This is a genomic window from Paenibacillus algorifonticola, from assembly GCF_000971975.1.
Classification (GTDB): Bacteria; Bacillota; Bacilli; order Paenibacillales; family Paenibacillaceae; genus Pristimantibacillus; species Pristimantibacillus algorifonticola.
In genome coordinates, this window is sequence record NZ_LAQO01000003.1 from 240,083 (window position 1) to 255,435 (window position 15,353).

Here is a 15,353-nt window from a genome sequence, read left to right on the forward strand (position 1 = left end):
CCCTTGGTCAAATGTTATACTTGAATGGAGCTTGTAGATTGTCTAATGATCAGCTCGGGCTCCAGAACGATGCGCTCTGCTTTTGCCGCAGCTGATTTGTCCTGTAACGCTTCTACCAGCAGATCAACAACCTTTTTCCCCATTGCTTCAATAGGTTGTGCAATGGTCGTCAGCGGCGGATCACTCACCGAGGCCAAAATCGTATTATCAAAGCCTATAACCGATACATCGCGCGGGATTCGCAGCTTAAGCTCCTTCGCCGCTTGCAGCGCGCCGATGGCGAGCAGCTCATTACAACAGAACAAGGCGGTTGGCCGCTCCGTCAGCTTTAACAGCTCTAGCGCCTTGCGCTTGCCATCCTCCAGCGTGTAGTCGCATGATTTGACGGATTCCTCTGACCATGGTAACCCAGCGGCCTCGACGACGCTTTTGAAGCCTCGTACCCGCTCGCGGCTGCTGCTAACCTTTGGATGCTCAGCAAGCACCGCGACCCGGTGATGCCCTTCCTTCAGCAAATGCTCAGCGCCAAGCGCTCCGCCTTTAAAATCCTCCACGACGACCGTATGCACAGCCAGAGCAGGCATGTCCCGCGCAATTAGCGCTATAGCAATGGACTGCGTCAGCAGCGGCTTAATAATGTCTTCGTTATCGATTCCGGTACCGATAATGATGCCGTCCACGCTTTTTTGCCGCAGCAGCGACAGATAGCGCTCTACTCGCTCGTCTTTATTGTCGGTGCTGCATATGACGAGGCTGTAGCCTAATCGGCGGCTCTGATCCTCAACGGCGCGGGCAATTTCGGCGAAAAAGGGGTTGGATATGTCTGGAACGAGCAAGCCAAGCGTAAACGTTCGTTTCCCGGTAAGCGCGGAAGCGATTACACTCGGCTGGTAGTTAAGCCGCTCCATAATACGCATCACTTCATTGCGCCGCTCTTCGCTGATTTTGCCCTTGCCGTTAATGACTTGGGAGACCGTCGCAATCGAGACGCCCGCTTCCCTTGCGATATCATAGATGGTAGCTTTCATAAACGACCTCCGTTACTTTTGGACTGGTAGATTTATTATGTATCACAGTATGTCATCTTGCAATGAAATTGGTGTAATTGGCGTAAAGTGATAGAAACCAGCCTCCGCGAAGCGAAAGCTGGTTTCTGCTATGTCTGTTGTCGTGTTAAACGGCGTTGCTTTCTAAGCTGATTGGCAGCACTAGGTTAGTTAGCGGGAGACAGAGGCCTAGGCTTTTGCCGTTTCCTCAGCTGGCTTCGTCATAATCCAGGCATGGTCCGGATCATTATGAAATTTCCAAATGCGCGTAGGACCAGCCATAACGTTCAAATAATACACCTCATAGCCCGGCGGCGCACTTACCGGATGGTAGCCTCGCGGCACAAGAACCGCTTCCCCATTGCGGATGACGAGTGTCTCATCAAGCGAACGGTCATCCGTGTACACACGTTGAATGGCAAAGCCCTGCTCAGGCTCTACGCGAAAATAATACGTTTCCTCCAGCAGCGATTCATTCGGCAGCGCATCCTGGTCATGCTTATGCGGCGGGTAGCTGGACCAGTGTCCGCTTGGTGTAAATACTTCGACAACAAGCAAGCTGTCCGCCGGCGCCGTTTCTGGTAAAATGTTATGGATTTGACGCTCCAAATTGCCATATCCACGCTGTTCTACACCTACAGCATCCGGGGCAATGAGTCTTGCCTGATGCTGGCCTTGGCCAGGAGCGGAGCAAATGGCGATATCCAGTGCAGTTACCGCCTCAATGTGATAAAAATCGTCATTGGGCACATAAACCGAAAATGGCGGAATTTTCTCAAATACGCTCATACGCTGGCCAATGCTGCTCCATTTATCTTTCTGCGTGTGTACATCCGCTCGTCCGCTCAGCAGCACGAGGCATACTTCATTTTCACCCGTATTCTGCTTAAGCTGCTCGCCCGGCTCTAGATGAACGACGCGAAAACCGACATACTCCCACCCTGCGCTTTGCGGTGTTATATTCATAAGCTCGCCCTGCTCGCCCGGAGCAGCGCTTGGTTTTACGATTAATTCTGACATTTGCGCACACAACCTTTCCTGTATCCGTCTACTTACGTCAGCTCATGAAGCTCGCTTAGCTTCACAGGTCGTCTAAGCTTCACTGACAGCTTCGCCGCTCTTGCAATCCGCTCAGCCTGCAGCGCATCGTAGCCATCGACCTTTACTTTCTTATCCTGCAGCAGCGCTTCAATAAACAACTCGGTTTCCTCTACATAAGCAGCGTTGTAACGTTCTAAGAAAAAGTGCAGCGGCTTATCTCGTACAATACCTTCTGCGGTGCTGATTTCCGCTGTATTCGGGTGATCATTCGTTGCAGCAGCGCTGCCCTTGGAGCCAAATACTTCGACCCGCTGATCGTAACCATATACGGCCTGACGGCTATTGTCGATTACGCCAAGCGCGCCGTTTTGAAAGCGCAGCGTCACAATCGCAGTATCGAGATCATCGCATTCGGCGAATACGGGATCGATGAGAACATTGCCTTGCGCAAAAACCTCTTCAACCTCGCTACCTGCCAAAAATCTTGCCATATCAAAATCGTGAATCATCATATCCATAAACATGCCGCCGGACACCTTGATGTAATCTTTATGCGGCGGGTTCGGATCACGCGACGTAATTTTCACAATATGCGTCTCGCCAATCGTCCCCTGCTCTACATGCTCGCGAATCCGTTTAAAGTTATGGTCAAAGCGGCGGTTAAAGCCGATTTGCAGCTTTACGCCTGCTTTCTGTACCGCTTCTACCGCTTCCTCTGTTTGCGAAAGCGTCATGCTGACTGGTTTTTCGCAAAAAATATGCTTGCCAGCTTCGGCGGCCTGTTTAATGAGCGGTACATGTGTATCTGTTGAAGAGCAAATAAAAATGGCGTTGATTTCAGGGTCTGCGATAAGCGCAGCGCTGTCTTTCGTAACGGTCGCGATACCGCGTTCAGCGGCCCATGCCTCCAGCTCCGCGTTTGCGAACAAATCGCTGATTGCGACAATTTCCACTTGTGGGAGCCGCAGCAAGTTGTCGGCATGGATTTTTCCGATGCGGCCTGCGCCGATAATGCCGATTTTAATTTTTTGTACCATTTTGATCGTTCTCCTTTATGCGATTATCCGTTATCCGATTAGCTGACCGTTAGGCTACCAACGAGCTGTTACCATTTTTTTGCGCGTATAAAATTCGACGCCATCTGTGCCGTTGGCATGCAGATCGCCGTAGAACGATTTTTTCCAGCCGGAGAAAGGGAAGAACGCCATAGGCGCTGGAACACCAAGATTGACTCCGAGCATGCCCGCTTCAATCGTTTCGCGGAATGTACGGACGTTGCTGCCATCCTTCGTGAACAGGCAGGCGCCATTTGCAAACTCTGACGCATTCGCAAGCTCAATCGCTTCTTCCAGCGTTGCCACTCGTGCAATCGCCAGCACTGGAGCAAAAATCTCATCTTTCCAGATCGTCATTTCCTTCTGCACGCCATCAAACAAGGTTGGGCCGACAAAATAGCCCTTCGCATCTGCAGCTGCCGCAGCATCTTTGCGACCATCGCGCAGCAGCTGTGCCCCTTCCTGTTCGCCGATTTCAATATAGCGAAGCGTCCGCTCTTTATGCGGTCCGCGAATGACCGGACCGAGGAAGACACCTGACTCCAAGCCGTTGCCTATCGTCAGAGAATCGGCCGTTTGCAGCAGTTTTTCTACGAGCTTGTCAGCCACGTCGCCGACTGCGACGACAACAGCGCAGGCCATGCAGCGTTCGCCTGCCGAGCCGAAGGCAGCGTTCGTAATTTCTTTGACCGTCAGATCGAGATCAGCATCCGGCATGACGATGGAATGATTTTTTGCGCCAGCGAGCGCTTGGACACGTTTGCCTTCCGCCGTTCCCGTGCGATATACATACTCCGCAACCGGCTGCGAGCCAACGAAGGAAATACCTTTAACATCGGGATGCTTCAGCAAACCGTTAACGACGTCATGCGCACCATGAACGATGTTCAGCACGCCATCCGGAAGACCCGCTTCCTGGAACAGCTCGGCAAGGCGATTCGCGAGCAGCGGCGTCCGCTCCGATGGTTTAAGCACAAACGTATTGCCACAGGCGATCGCAAGCGGGAACATCCAGCACGGCACCATCATAGGGAAGTTAAACGGCGTTATGCCGCCGATGACGCCAATCGGATAGCGGTACATGCCGGATTCTAGTCCTGTAGCAATGTCAGGAAGCTGCTTGCCCATCATTAAATTGGGCGCACCCGCCGCGAATTCAACGCATTCAATGCCGCGCAGCACTTCGCCGTAAGCTTCGGCGTAACTTTTGCCGTTTTCTTTTGTCACCAGCTGTGCAAGCTCTTCCCAATGATCAACGAGCAGCTGCTGGTATTTGAACAACACACGTGCCCGTTTAGGTACAGGCGTACGACTCCAGGAAGCAAAGGCTTCTTTCGAATTGGCTACAGCCTGCTCCACATCTTCGTTCGAAGATAGCGGTACATAAGCCAGCACCTCCTCCGTTGCCGGATTGTAAACCGCTTCTGTCTGCCCCGATCCCGATGCTACCCATTTTCCGCCAATCCAATTGCTTAATGTTGCTGTCATATCCACTCAATCCTCTCTTTTTTTAAGTTAAACGATGATTTCACCGCGGTTGCAGCGGTCGATATAGTCTTGAACCTGCTCGGCGGACGGCATGGCGTCGGAGCAGCTGTGACTGGAAATGACGATACATGCAGCGGCACTGCCGAACTCCATGCTTTTCTCAATCGACCAGCCCTGCATGCTGCCGTACAAAAAGCCTGCGGCGTAGGAATCGCCTGCTCCAAACGTTTTAATGACTTTGGCCGGGAAGCTCTTGGCCCGGTGCGAAGCGCCATCCTTCGTATACGCAATGGAGCCGTCCTTGCCATGCTTGATAATGACAATTTGCGCGGAATAATTAAACCATTTCGCTGCGGTCACATGATCATCACGCTCCGGATTAGGCTCGAATGTTTCCATATTGTCAAATTCTTCTCTAGTACCCATAATAATATCGCATTTTTCAGCAGCTAGGTTGTAATAGATAGCCGTTTCCTCCGGCGAGCTCCACGTATATGGACGGTAGTCAAGATCAAATGCAATAACGACGCCATGTTTGCGGGCATAATCGATCGCCAGGAACACCGCTTCGCGTGAAGGGCTTTGTGCCAGCGCCGTACCCGAGATAAGGAGCATTTTGGAATTAGCAATCAGCTCTTCGCGAACCTCCTGCGGCTTAAGCTTCAGGTCAGCGACATTGTCGCGATACATCAAGATGCTGCATTCCGATGGGCTTTTAATTTCAGTAAAAGCAAGACCTGTCACTGCACCGCTGTCATCTGTAACGACGCCTGAAGTGGCAATTTGATTATTTTCCAAATACGTCGTAATAAAACGGCCCATCTGGTCATTGGCAACCTTGCCGATAAACGACGTTTTCATCCCCAGACGGGACATGCCAATCGCAATATTCGCCGGAGAGCCTCCAACGTATTTGGTAAACGTCATGGTCTCTTCCATCGGGCGATTAATTTCATTCGCATTCAGATCGATGCACAAGCGGCCAATAGCCGTAAAATCCAGCGGCTTTGCTGCGTTATATGTGATATAAGACATCCGAGGGCCCACCTCCTAAAATTATTTAATGGTATAAAATATTTATTGCGATTTATTTAATGAGGTTAAGTGAAGAATCGCTTCCTTCGCATATTCATACGGATTATGAGTCGCAGGGTCCTGCTCGCCTTCGAGCATTGCCCAGCCGTCATAGCCGCGAGCCGTGAGCTCCTGAAGGACTGGCGCAAAATCAAGGCAGCCGTCACCCGGCACCGTAAATACGCCTTTGCGAATACAAGTGACGAAATCGGCCTGCTCGGAACGGGCTTCATCGAGTACAGACTGGCGAATATCTTTCAAATGAATATATGCAATGCGGTCATAGTGTTTATTCAGCACATCCAGCGGATTCGCTCCGCCATAATAGGCATGACCTGTATCAAACAATAGATGCACATAAGCCGGGTCCGTCAGCTCCATCAGCTTGTCGATTTCTTCCGGCTGCTCAACTACGGTTCCGCCATGATGATGGTAAGCCAGTTTTAAGCCGTATTCAGCCGCTATTTTCCCCGCAGCATTAAGGCCTGTCGCCAGCGACTGCCAGCCCGCTTCATCCAGCCGAAGCACTTCCGTCTCATTCGGCGTACGGCGCGGATCAAAATGCAGCGAGCCGCCAACCTCAGCCGTGCTGATCACCTTGCTCCCCATGCTTTGCAGAAATTCGGCATGCTTTCGGTAGCTTTCAAGCTCGGCCTCGCGGTATGCGGGATCGGAGAACAGCACCGATTTCCATTGGGACACGAGCTGAATGCCTCGCTTACCCAATTCCTCGCGCAATACGGCGGTGTCTGCCGGGTATTTGCGCCCCATTTCCGTTCCGGTCAGCCCCAGCCGCTGAATATCATCCAAAATCTGTTCATAGGTCGTATCCGCCCCATGCTCCCGCACATCCTCGCCCACCCAGTTAATCGGGTGAATGCCGAGTGAAAATGTAAATGGCTTCATTGCTTACCCCAGCTCCTTATTCAAAAAAATAGGATCAACCTGTTACAGCTGCTTCGCCTTGCTGAGCTTTGCCTGCATCGCTTCATGTGCCTTGAGCACTTTGTCGCTTTCTGATACAGCAGGAACGCCAACATGCCACCAGGATTCATAGCCGCCAGAGTTCGTGCCCGGCAATACGCTAATTTCGATCAGCGTTGTGCGCTCCTCCTGTTTCGCCTGCAGCAAAGCAACACGTAGCTCCTCCGCATTTGTTGCTTTGTAAGCACTTGCCCCAAGACTGCGGGCATGGGCGGCAAAATCAATCGGCAGCGGCTGTCCCGTGTATCTGCCTGTGCTCGCTTCACGGTAGCGAAACTCATTGCCGAAGCCATCGCTGCCATGCTCGCGCTGCAAATTATGAATGCACTGGAACCCATGATTGTCAAAAAGCAAAATCGTAAACTTGCGCTGCTCCTGCAAGCTCGTCACCAGCTCGGAATGCATCATCAAGTAGCTGCCATCGCCGACCATGGCGTACACCTCGCGCTGCGGCTCGGCGAGTGCCGCTCCGAAAGCGCCGCTGACTTCGTAGCCCATGCAGGAAAAACCATATTCCATATGATACGTTTTCGGCTCGGTCGAGCGCCATAAGCGATGTAAATCACCGGGAAGGCTTCCAGCAGCGCCAACGACGACGGAAGACGAATCAATCGTTTCATTAATAACGCCAAGTGCCCGAGTTTGGGAGAAGCCGTCTTCATGCTCTTCCTCGTAAAGGCGATCAACCTCTGCATCCCACGCCGCTTTGCGCTGCGCCAATCCCGCATCGGTGTAGCTACTTTTGTAATTCGCTGCTTGCAGCGCATTTTGCAGCGCTTGCAAACCCGTGCGAGCATCGGCAATTACCGCTTCCCCGCCCAGCTTCGCCGCGTCTGCGCTATTTAAGTTAATGTTGATAAACTGTACATCCGGGTTCGCGTATGCGGACTTGGATGCGGTTGTGAAATCAGAGTAGCGTGTGCCGACGCCAATAACCAGATCAGCCTGTTTGGCCCATTCATTCGCTGCCAGCGCGCCTGTGACGCCAATGGCTCCTGCATACAGCGGATGGCGCCAATCGAATGCGCTTTTTCCGGCCTGTGTTTCCGTAACTGGAATGCCGAAAGCTTCGGCGAATGCTCGCAGCTCAGAAGTTGCTGACGCATACAAGACGCCGCCTCCGGCTACGATAAGCGGATGCTTGCTCGCTGCAATGCGCTCTGCTGCACGGGCTACCGCATCCTTCGTCGGTTCGCGGCGGTCAACATAATGCACGCGTTTTGTGAAGAAGCTTTCTGGATAGTCATAAGCTTCCGCCTGAACATCCTGCGGCAGCGCGAGCGTGACCGCTCCAGTCTCTGCCGGATCTGTGAGCACGCGCATCGCCTGCAGAGCTGCGGTAATCAGCTGCTCTGGACGAACGATGCGGTCCCAGTAGCGGCTGACGGCCTTGAAGGAATCCGTAGCCGAAAGGGTGTAGTCGCTGCTGACCTCAAGCTGTTGAAGCACCGGGTCAGGCTGGCGCGAAGCGAAGTTATCGCCGGGCAGCAGCAGCACCGGAATGCGATTAACGGTCGCTGTTGCCGCTGCCGTTACCATGTTCAGCGCACCTGGGCCAATCGAGGTCGTGCAAGCATAGATCTGCTTGCGGTTACGCTGCTTGGCGAAGGCTGCTGCTGTATGCACCATGCCCTGTTCATTTTTCCCCTGAATAAAGGTTAAGCTGCCTGCGCTTCTTTCCAGCGCCTCTCCCATGCCGGTCACATTGCCATGACCGAAGATGCCGAATACTCCTTCAACGAACTTCGTTTCCTCACCATCAACCGAAATGTATTGCTGATCCAGAAACCGCAGCAGCGCTTGCGCCATCGTCAGTCGAATCGTCGTCATACCCATTTCCTCCTATCGTAAATCTATAATCTGAACACTTTCATCAAGTTTATAGCAAGCTTGCGGGAACTATGTTTATGCTTTGGATTAAGCGCTTAACTTACCAGAGGAATGGCGCCTAATGTTTTAGATTAAGCGCTTCACCCATAGGCTACTACAACATGGAGCTGCTGACAAGTTTTTTATGCTAGATTTTTTTATGTCAGCTTTACGAGTTCGTTTTACTTGCATCCTGACCTGTTTTTTCGGTTTGCGTTTGCAAATGCCGCTTAAGCTTGGCAACTTCTGTGCCAGCGAGCATCATAATGCCTATGCCGTGATTGTCGTTGACAACCGTCCGCAAATCCTGATCATAATAATCCGCTGTGAAAGCGTAGCGCGAGCCGCTGCATACGCCATGCACATTGCCTTGGCGGTCAATGGCGTAACGTGTCAAGCCGTCCCATGCGCGGAACGCCGCATTCATGATGGCCGCTGGCTGCTTCACCCAGCCGAAGCGAACGCCCCGAGCGAAGCCGTAGGCAAACATCGCCGTGCAGGAAGCCTCCAAATAAGTATCCGGACGATTGACTACCTGATGCCACAACCCGCGATCCGATTGACGAGCGGCATAGCCTTCGCATAGCTCATTAAAGAAGTCCAGCAGCTCATCGCGCAGCTCATGCGTCTGCGGCAAAGCTTCCAGCACTTCTGTCAGTGAAAAAATCGTCCAGCCATTGCCCCGTCCCCAAGGAATGCCTGTCGCCCTGTCATATTTAAAATCATACACATGGGACATCAGCTTCTCATCTGGCATAAACAAATAGCTTTTGAAGCGCAAAAACTGCTTCGCCGCTTCATCCAGCGCCTCCCGATTGCCCGTTAAGCGAGCATAGCGGCAGAGAAATGGCGTACTCATGTACAAATCATCGGCCCACATCGTATTGGCGGCATATTCGCCCTCGCAGGTTCGATAAAACGCGCCATCGGGCTTGCGTTCCAGCTTATTTAGCATAAAATCGGCGATGCGCTCGGCAATTGGCTCTACGTTAGCAGTAGCCAGCCCTTGCCTTGACTCCAGCATAGCCGAGCCGAAAGAGCCGCAATTATCGAGCATTTTCATCATGACGAGCTGCTGATTAATCGCTGGGAAACCATATTGCTCACGATCCCAGAAGGAGTAGTCGTACATCTCCGTACATGCCTCCACATGCTGAGCCGCATAGCTGACGATATCTGGACGCTCCAGAAAACGTCCCGTTTGCAGCAAGCCGTATATCGTGACGCCAAGCGGATAATCCCACCGTGCATAATTGGATACCGTACCCACTGTCCATTTATTGCTTAGCATGGCATTTTCGTAATAAGGACGTACCCAGGTGTTCGGCCGGTCGAGCTGCCAGTAGGTGTGCAAAGACTGTCCCTGCTGAACAAGCTCCGATTCCTTGTTAAGCGAATAAAGTTGATCGGTGCGAACAAGCTGCTCCCAAGCGGGACTAGCCGCCCCTGCTACAAATGGCCCGACATAAAACCATTGTCCTTCTCCCGACCCATGTACTTGCTGCGGCGAGCTTAGTTTGACAGCGCTGCCATCATTGGCGTTAGCAGCCGTCAGCTCAAAGCCCCAAGACTGCTCGCCGCACACGCTGCGTGCTACGAAATTATGCTTGCCTGCTTCCAGCACGAGCTCGATTCGAAACGGTCCTGCCGCTGTGCTCTCACCTACCTGTTGTCCTTCCAGCCACAAGGTAAGCTCGCCCGAGGACTCGCCTTCCAGCACGATGGCCTGTTTCCCAGGCAGCGGCTGATATAATGTTGTCCAGGCATATGCGACTTTGCCAGGCTGTTGGCCAAAAATCCGTTCCAACTGGCCGCGACTGCGCTCCTCCTCCGTCCAATCGATGATAGGCAGCCAGCCCAGCCCCGGCTCCTGCTGCTGCGATCCCATTAAATCCGGCTGCGCCAATTCCACCCGCTTGCCTGCCTCAGGCGTTGCATCAACCGGCTGCGAGAAAATCCATCCCGCCTGCCCATAACGCTCCTCAAACGGTGCACGAACATTCATGATTCGTACCTTGGCCTCGTCAGAGCCGATTTGACAGCCGAAGCCTGCTGGTGTGCAAGTCATCGACAGCCATAAGCTGTTCCAGCCCTTTGCAAATACTAGACTCAGCTTGACCGTCGCATCCGGGCTAATTTCCTCAATCACATTCGATCGAAATACTAGCTCACCGTTGAAAAACAACCTCACAGGACCAAGGCAGCGCACGTTAATATCCAAGCTGCGCTCCTCATCGCTCCATACGAGCCCTGCCCCATAGCTCAGCTGCCCAGCTTTTGCCTCTGGAAACCGCGAAGCAAGGTCCAGCTCATACAGCCCTTCTGCATTTTGCAAAACGCCATTTTTGTTAAACGCGCGGAAAATAAATCCCGCCTGCGGGTTCGCACCGACATAACGGTCGGCCAGCAGCTTCAAAATAGCGGTATCTTTGTCGCCAAAACGATGCTGTGCACTTTCCTCTGCTTGAAAATAAATCGACATCGAATGATCACAAATCCTTTCCATAGCGCAGCTTGCTATCCGTTAATCTATTTTACGAAAAAGCGATTAGGTATAGCGCTTAACTTGGTGAAAATGAACCGCGCTTGCGACCGCCAGTCAACTGGCCATCTACATCACGCAGCATTGAAATTTAAACCTTATGCAAACAGTATAGCTGAAAGCGCTTCATCTTGTCATCTCTTTTTTAAAAAAAGCGTTCCTCTTTTAATTCAATAGTTATTTATTGATTCGCCTGGACAATGAAATCGACCATCGAACGTGCCGTAACGCGGCTATCCTTCGTTTCCACGCCCGTGCTTGCGACTGCGTTAAAATCTCCCAGATTATGCGGAATAAACGTTACTGTCTTAACCGTTCCTGGCAGCAAATCAAAGAAATTATCACTGAAGCGGCCTTCACGCTCGCAAGTCAGCCAGACGCCTTTGGCAAGCGTATTCGTCTCCAGCGCCCACTGGGTACAGCCATTGTGCTCGGACTCTGTTATTTTCAGTTCGGCATGCGCTAGCGTAATGTCCTTCATTGGCTCAAAATAATGCAGCTCGCTTGCCAGTGTACGGCCATCCGTTTCATCCAGCAGCTCTGCCAGCAATACGCTTGCAGCCGTGTCAGCAGCTCCGAGCAGCTCTAAGCGCTGAAGCGTCAGTACATTAGCCGCAGCATTTGCTCTTACGCGGACAGGAGCACTTTGCTCGCCTAGCAGCTCGCCGCTAAAGCTGTACAGACGCAGGCGCAACTGGCCTTGTACGGGCACAAGCTGATCGGAAACGATGTGGAAGCTGATTTCCCCTTCTTCCTTGCGATCGTCTACCGACAGCAGACAGTCTGCGAAGCTTCGTGCTGCATAATATTGCAGCGCCTTCCAGCGCCCGTAATAATCCATGCCCGCCCAAGAGGCAACGGGCCAGCAATCATTCATCTGCCAATACAAGGAGCCCATGCAATACGGCTTGCGGCGGCGATGCGCTTCAATGGCCGTTTTCATCGCTTCCGCCTGCAAAATTTGGCTCATGTACAAAAACGCCGGGAAATCCTTCGGCTCGGACATATACATCTCCATATATTGCTTAATGAGACGGTTGCCGGCGCCATTTTTCTGATGGGCGAGCATGACTGTAGATTCCAGCTCCATATCCGCCTCTTCCGCATAGCTGCGCACCGATTTGTACTCGGGGAACGACTGAAAGCCATATTCGCTCATGAAGCGCCCGACGTAGCGATTATAGTTTTCAAAGGGCTCTACATTATGCCACACGCCCCAGTAATGAATATCTCCGCTAGTCGAGGACGCATCCGAGTGCTGCGCCCGATCTCCAGTCAGATCAACCATTGGTGAGGAAGGCCAATAATCAATGCCCGCCGACAAGGACGCTACAGCTTCAGGCAAAATCCGATGGAAAATCGCCTCGTAGTCCGCCCATAATTTATTTTGCTGTTCTTGCGTGTACGCCTTTTTCCAGCCCCAGCCGCCATCTGGAATATAATGCGACCATGCGGTATCGATCTCATTATTGCCACACCATAGGGCAATTGACGGATGATTGCGCAGCCGCTTAATGTTATCCTCAGCTTCCAGCTGCACGCTGCGCAGAAACGCTTCGTCACCTGGATACATGCTGCATGCAAACATGAAATCCTGCCACACGAGCAAGCCATATTGGTCACACAGCTCATAAAAGGCTTTTTCCTCGTAAAAGCCCCCGCCCCAGACGCGAAGCATGTTCATATTCGCTTGCACTGCGCTTACGATTTCATGTTTATAACGGTCGTAGCCGACTCTCGTCGTAAAGCTGTCATTCGGAATATGATTCGCGCCTTTAGCGAAAACCTGTACGCCATTAAGCTCCATATAAAAGGAAGTACCGACTTCGCCCTGCTGCCTGACGAGACGGATCGTCCGCAATCCCGTCGTAACCTTATGGGAATCATAACGCACCTCGTTATTGCTATGCCAGCATTCGATCTGGAACGTATACAGCTCAGGCTTGCCAAGACCTCTGCACCACCACAGCCGCGGATTTTCGACTTCAAAAGGAATTTCGATCGTCTGCTTGCCTGCGGCTAAAGAAGCAGAGTGACCGCTGAACATGCTATTATCAGATGATGCCAGCTTCAGCATGACATCGCACTCGCGATCGGCTTCGAGCTCAATGACGGCTGTAAGCTTCGCTAGCTCTGCCCGCACCTCGTCCTGACGGATATATACATCGGTAATCCGGGCATAGGACCAGCCTTCTAAATATACAGGACGCCAAATACCGCTTGTTACGAAGCGCGGACCCCAATCCCAGCCATAATGGTAGGGCGCTTTGCGGGCAAATACGCTAATTTTCTGATCGTCAAGTCCGCCGACCTCTGATTGATCATTTGGTGCTGGCAGCGCATAACCAAGCTGAGCCAGCTTCGGCAAATCTTCTTTAATAGGCGAGCGGAACAAAATACGCAGCTGATTGTCGCCAGCCGTCACTATGTCCGTAACATCAACTCTCCATGTGCGGAACATATTATCTGCAGCCAGTATATGCGAGCCATTCAAATATACATCCGCATACGTATCGAGCCCCTCGAATACGAGCTCCTGCTTCGCCCCAGCAAGCTGCTCCGGTGAAGGCTGAAAGCTCGATTCGTATTCCCAATCTTTTTTGTCCACCCACTGCGCGTCCTTCTCATTTGTTCCATAAAAAGGATTAGTCAGCTTGCCATTTTGAATTAAATCCGTATGTACACAGCCTGGCACGACAGCGGGTAGCCACTCTCCCTGCTCTTGTTCCTTAAAGCGCCAATTTCCAATGGTCCATTGCTCTTTCATCGTATCCTCCTGAAAATGAAAAAAGTCAGCTAAACACATGAAACCTTACTCCGGAGACTGAGCCGCCGAAGCAAGGTTGCCATGCATTTTACCGCTAGTAAATTTATCGTTATTTCCTCTTGTTGCTATTAGTAGCCCAAAGCTGTTTTAGCTTCTTTCCATTTTGCATTCAGCTTGTCGAAAGCTGCTTTCAGATCGTCAGCTACGAGGTACTCTTGTACATAGTTGCCTGTACCGATGCCGATTTGCGCTTTGTTGGCAATTTCATTGAATTTTGGATCTGTAGCTTCGCTTTCGAGCAGTGTCGGATTAGCAGCTTGGAACTCAGCCAATTGAGGAATCGTCGATTGTGCCGATTTGTCGATTGGCATGAAACCGGATTGCTCTACATAACCGGACTCTTTCACGAAGAAGTTGACCCAAGCTGTAGCAAGCTCTTTATTTTTGCTGTCTTTGCTTACCGCAACCAAATAATCCGAGCCAAGCGGTGCATTGTATTTGCCGCTATTGTCATACGGAAGCGGGAAGAAACCAATGTCGTCTGACGATGCGCCAGCGCCTACGATTTGTGGAATGACCCAGTTGCCAAGGAAGTACATAGCCGCTTTACCCGATGCGATTTCGCCTTTCGACATTTCCCAGTTGTTCGTCGACAAATCCTTCTCTACCCAGCCTTTTTCAATGAAGGTACGGCCGATATTTGCAAGAATGCCCCAAGCGTTGTCCACTTTGAATGGCGCCTCGTCTGTTACGAGCTTGGATACGAACTGTGGATCACCTGCTACGTACCATGCGGAGTTGTCAGCCCAGTTGCCCATTGGCCATTGTGCGCCATAGTTCATATACAGCGGGATGATATTAGCTGCTTTCAGCTTTTCCGCATCCGCATAAAGCTCATCAAGCGTAGCTGGAACTTTGTCGATGCCTGCTGCTGCAAAAGCTTTTTTGTTGTACACGATCCCTTGTGTATTTACGCCGGTCGACAAACCGTAACGTTTGCCATCGAAGAGTGTCAGGTCAGCGAAAAAAGTATTGGTGAAAAAATCATCCGGCAGCGGCTCAAAATATTTCGGATATTCCGAAACGGCAAGTCCGGACGGAATCATTAATACGTCGCCCGCTTCGCCAGTTGTTAGGCGAACTTGAATGTCTGTTGCATAGTTTGTCAAACCTTCAAACTCAATTTCAGCTTTCGGATATTTTTCTTTAAAAGCTGCTGCGTATTTATCTAGCGTTCCATCGTTGAGAAAATCGGTACGATGCGTCAAAACTTTAATTTTGCCGCTCAGCTCGCTAGCTGCGCTTGCCTCCGGGCTTGCAGCGGAATCGCTAGGACTTGCGGAAGCTGAGGCTGCTGGAGCGCTTTCTGCTGGTGCATTATTGCCGCCGCAGGCAGCGAGAATGGAAGTCATCAATAAAATTGCGGAAGATAAAGCCAAGCTTTTTTTCATTTTGTTACCCCCTGAGTGATATTTGGTATCGCTTAC

At 51.6% G+C, this 15,353-nt stretch carries 10 protein-coding genes; all 10 read right to left on the reverse strand.

Going from position 1 to position 15,353, the window contains the following annotated elements; genetic code table 11:
- Positions 1-14: 14 nt before the first annotated feature.
- Positions 15-1,028, reverse strand: a complete 1,014-nt coding sequence (locus WH37_RS13045) for a LacI family DNA-binding transcriptional regulator (protein WP_046231006.1) — start codon at positions 1,026-1,028, stop codon at positions 15-17.
- A 207-nt stretch (positions 1,029-1,235) separates the two neighbouring features.
- A complete protein-coding gene (iolB, locus tag WH37_RS13050; protein ID WP_046231007.1) occupies positions 1,236-2,066 on the reverse strand; it encodes a 5-deoxy-glucuronate isomerase in 831 nt (276 codons plus the stop codon).
- Positions 2,067-2,098: 32 nt separating this feature from the next.
- Positions 2,099-3,124 carry an inositol 2-dehydrogenase gene (gene iolG / locus WH37_RS13055; RefSeq protein WP_046231008.1) on the reverse strand — a complete coding sequence of 342 codons (1,026 nt, stop codon included), beginning with the start codon at positions 3,122-3,124 and terminating at the stop codon, positions 2,099-2,101.
- 54 nt (positions 3,125-3,178) lie between these two features.
- On the reverse strand, positions 3,179-4,630 hold the full coding sequence (locus WH37_RS13060) for a CoA-acylating methylmalonate-semialdehyde dehydrogenase (protein WP_046231009.1): 1,452 nt from the start codon (positions 4,628-4,630) through the stop codon (positions 3,179-3,181).
- 27 nt (positions 4,631-4,657) lie between these two features.
- The gene (gene iolC, locus WH37_RS13065; protein WP_046231010.1) at positions 4,658-5,665 is read right to left on the reverse strand and encodes a 5-dehydro-2-deoxygluconokinase; all 1,008 of its coding nucleotides are present in this window, start codon (positions 5,663-5,665) and stop codon (positions 4,658-4,660) included.
- A 42-nt stretch (positions 5,666-5,707) separates the two neighbouring features.
- Positions 5,708-6,610 carry a myo-inosose-2 dehydratase gene (gene iolE / locus WH37_RS13070; RefSeq protein ID WP_046231011.1) on the reverse strand — a complete coding sequence of 301 codons (903 nt, stop codon included), beginning with the start codon at positions 6,608-6,610 and terminating at the stop codon, positions 5,708-5,710.
- 42 nt (positions 6,611-6,652) lie between these two features.
- Positions 6,653-8,518, reverse strand: coding sequence for a 3D-(3,5/4)-trihydroxycyclohexane-1,2-dione acylhydrolase (decyclizing) (iolD, locus tag WH37_RS13075; RefSeq protein ID WP_046231012.1), 1,866 nt, complete (start codon positions 8,516-8,518; stop codon positions 6,653-6,655).
- A 208-nt stretch (positions 8,519-8,726) separates the two neighbouring features.
- Positions 8,727-11,039 (reverse strand): glycoside hydrolase family 88/105 protein, encoded by a 2,313-nt coding sequence (locus tag WH37_RS13080; protein WP_046231013.1) that lies wholly within the window; start codon positions 11,037-11,039, stop codon positions 8,727-8,729.
- Positions 11,040-11,280: 241 nt separating this feature from the next.
- The gene (locus tag WH37_RS13085; RefSeq protein WP_046231014.1) at positions 11,281-13,866 is read right to left on the reverse strand and encodes a beta-mannosidase; all 2,586 of its coding nucleotides are present in this window, start codon (positions 13,864-13,866) and stop codon (positions 11,281-11,283) included.
- A gap of 128 nt (positions 13,867-13,994) precedes the next feature.
- The gene (locus WH37_RS13090) at positions 13,995-15,317 is read right to left on the reverse strand and encodes an ABC transporter substrate-binding protein (RefSeq protein ID WP_046231015.1); all 1,323 of its coding nucleotides are present in this window, start codon (positions 15,315-15,317) and stop codon (positions 13,995-13,997) included.
- Positions 15,318-15,353: the final 36 nt, after the last annotated feature.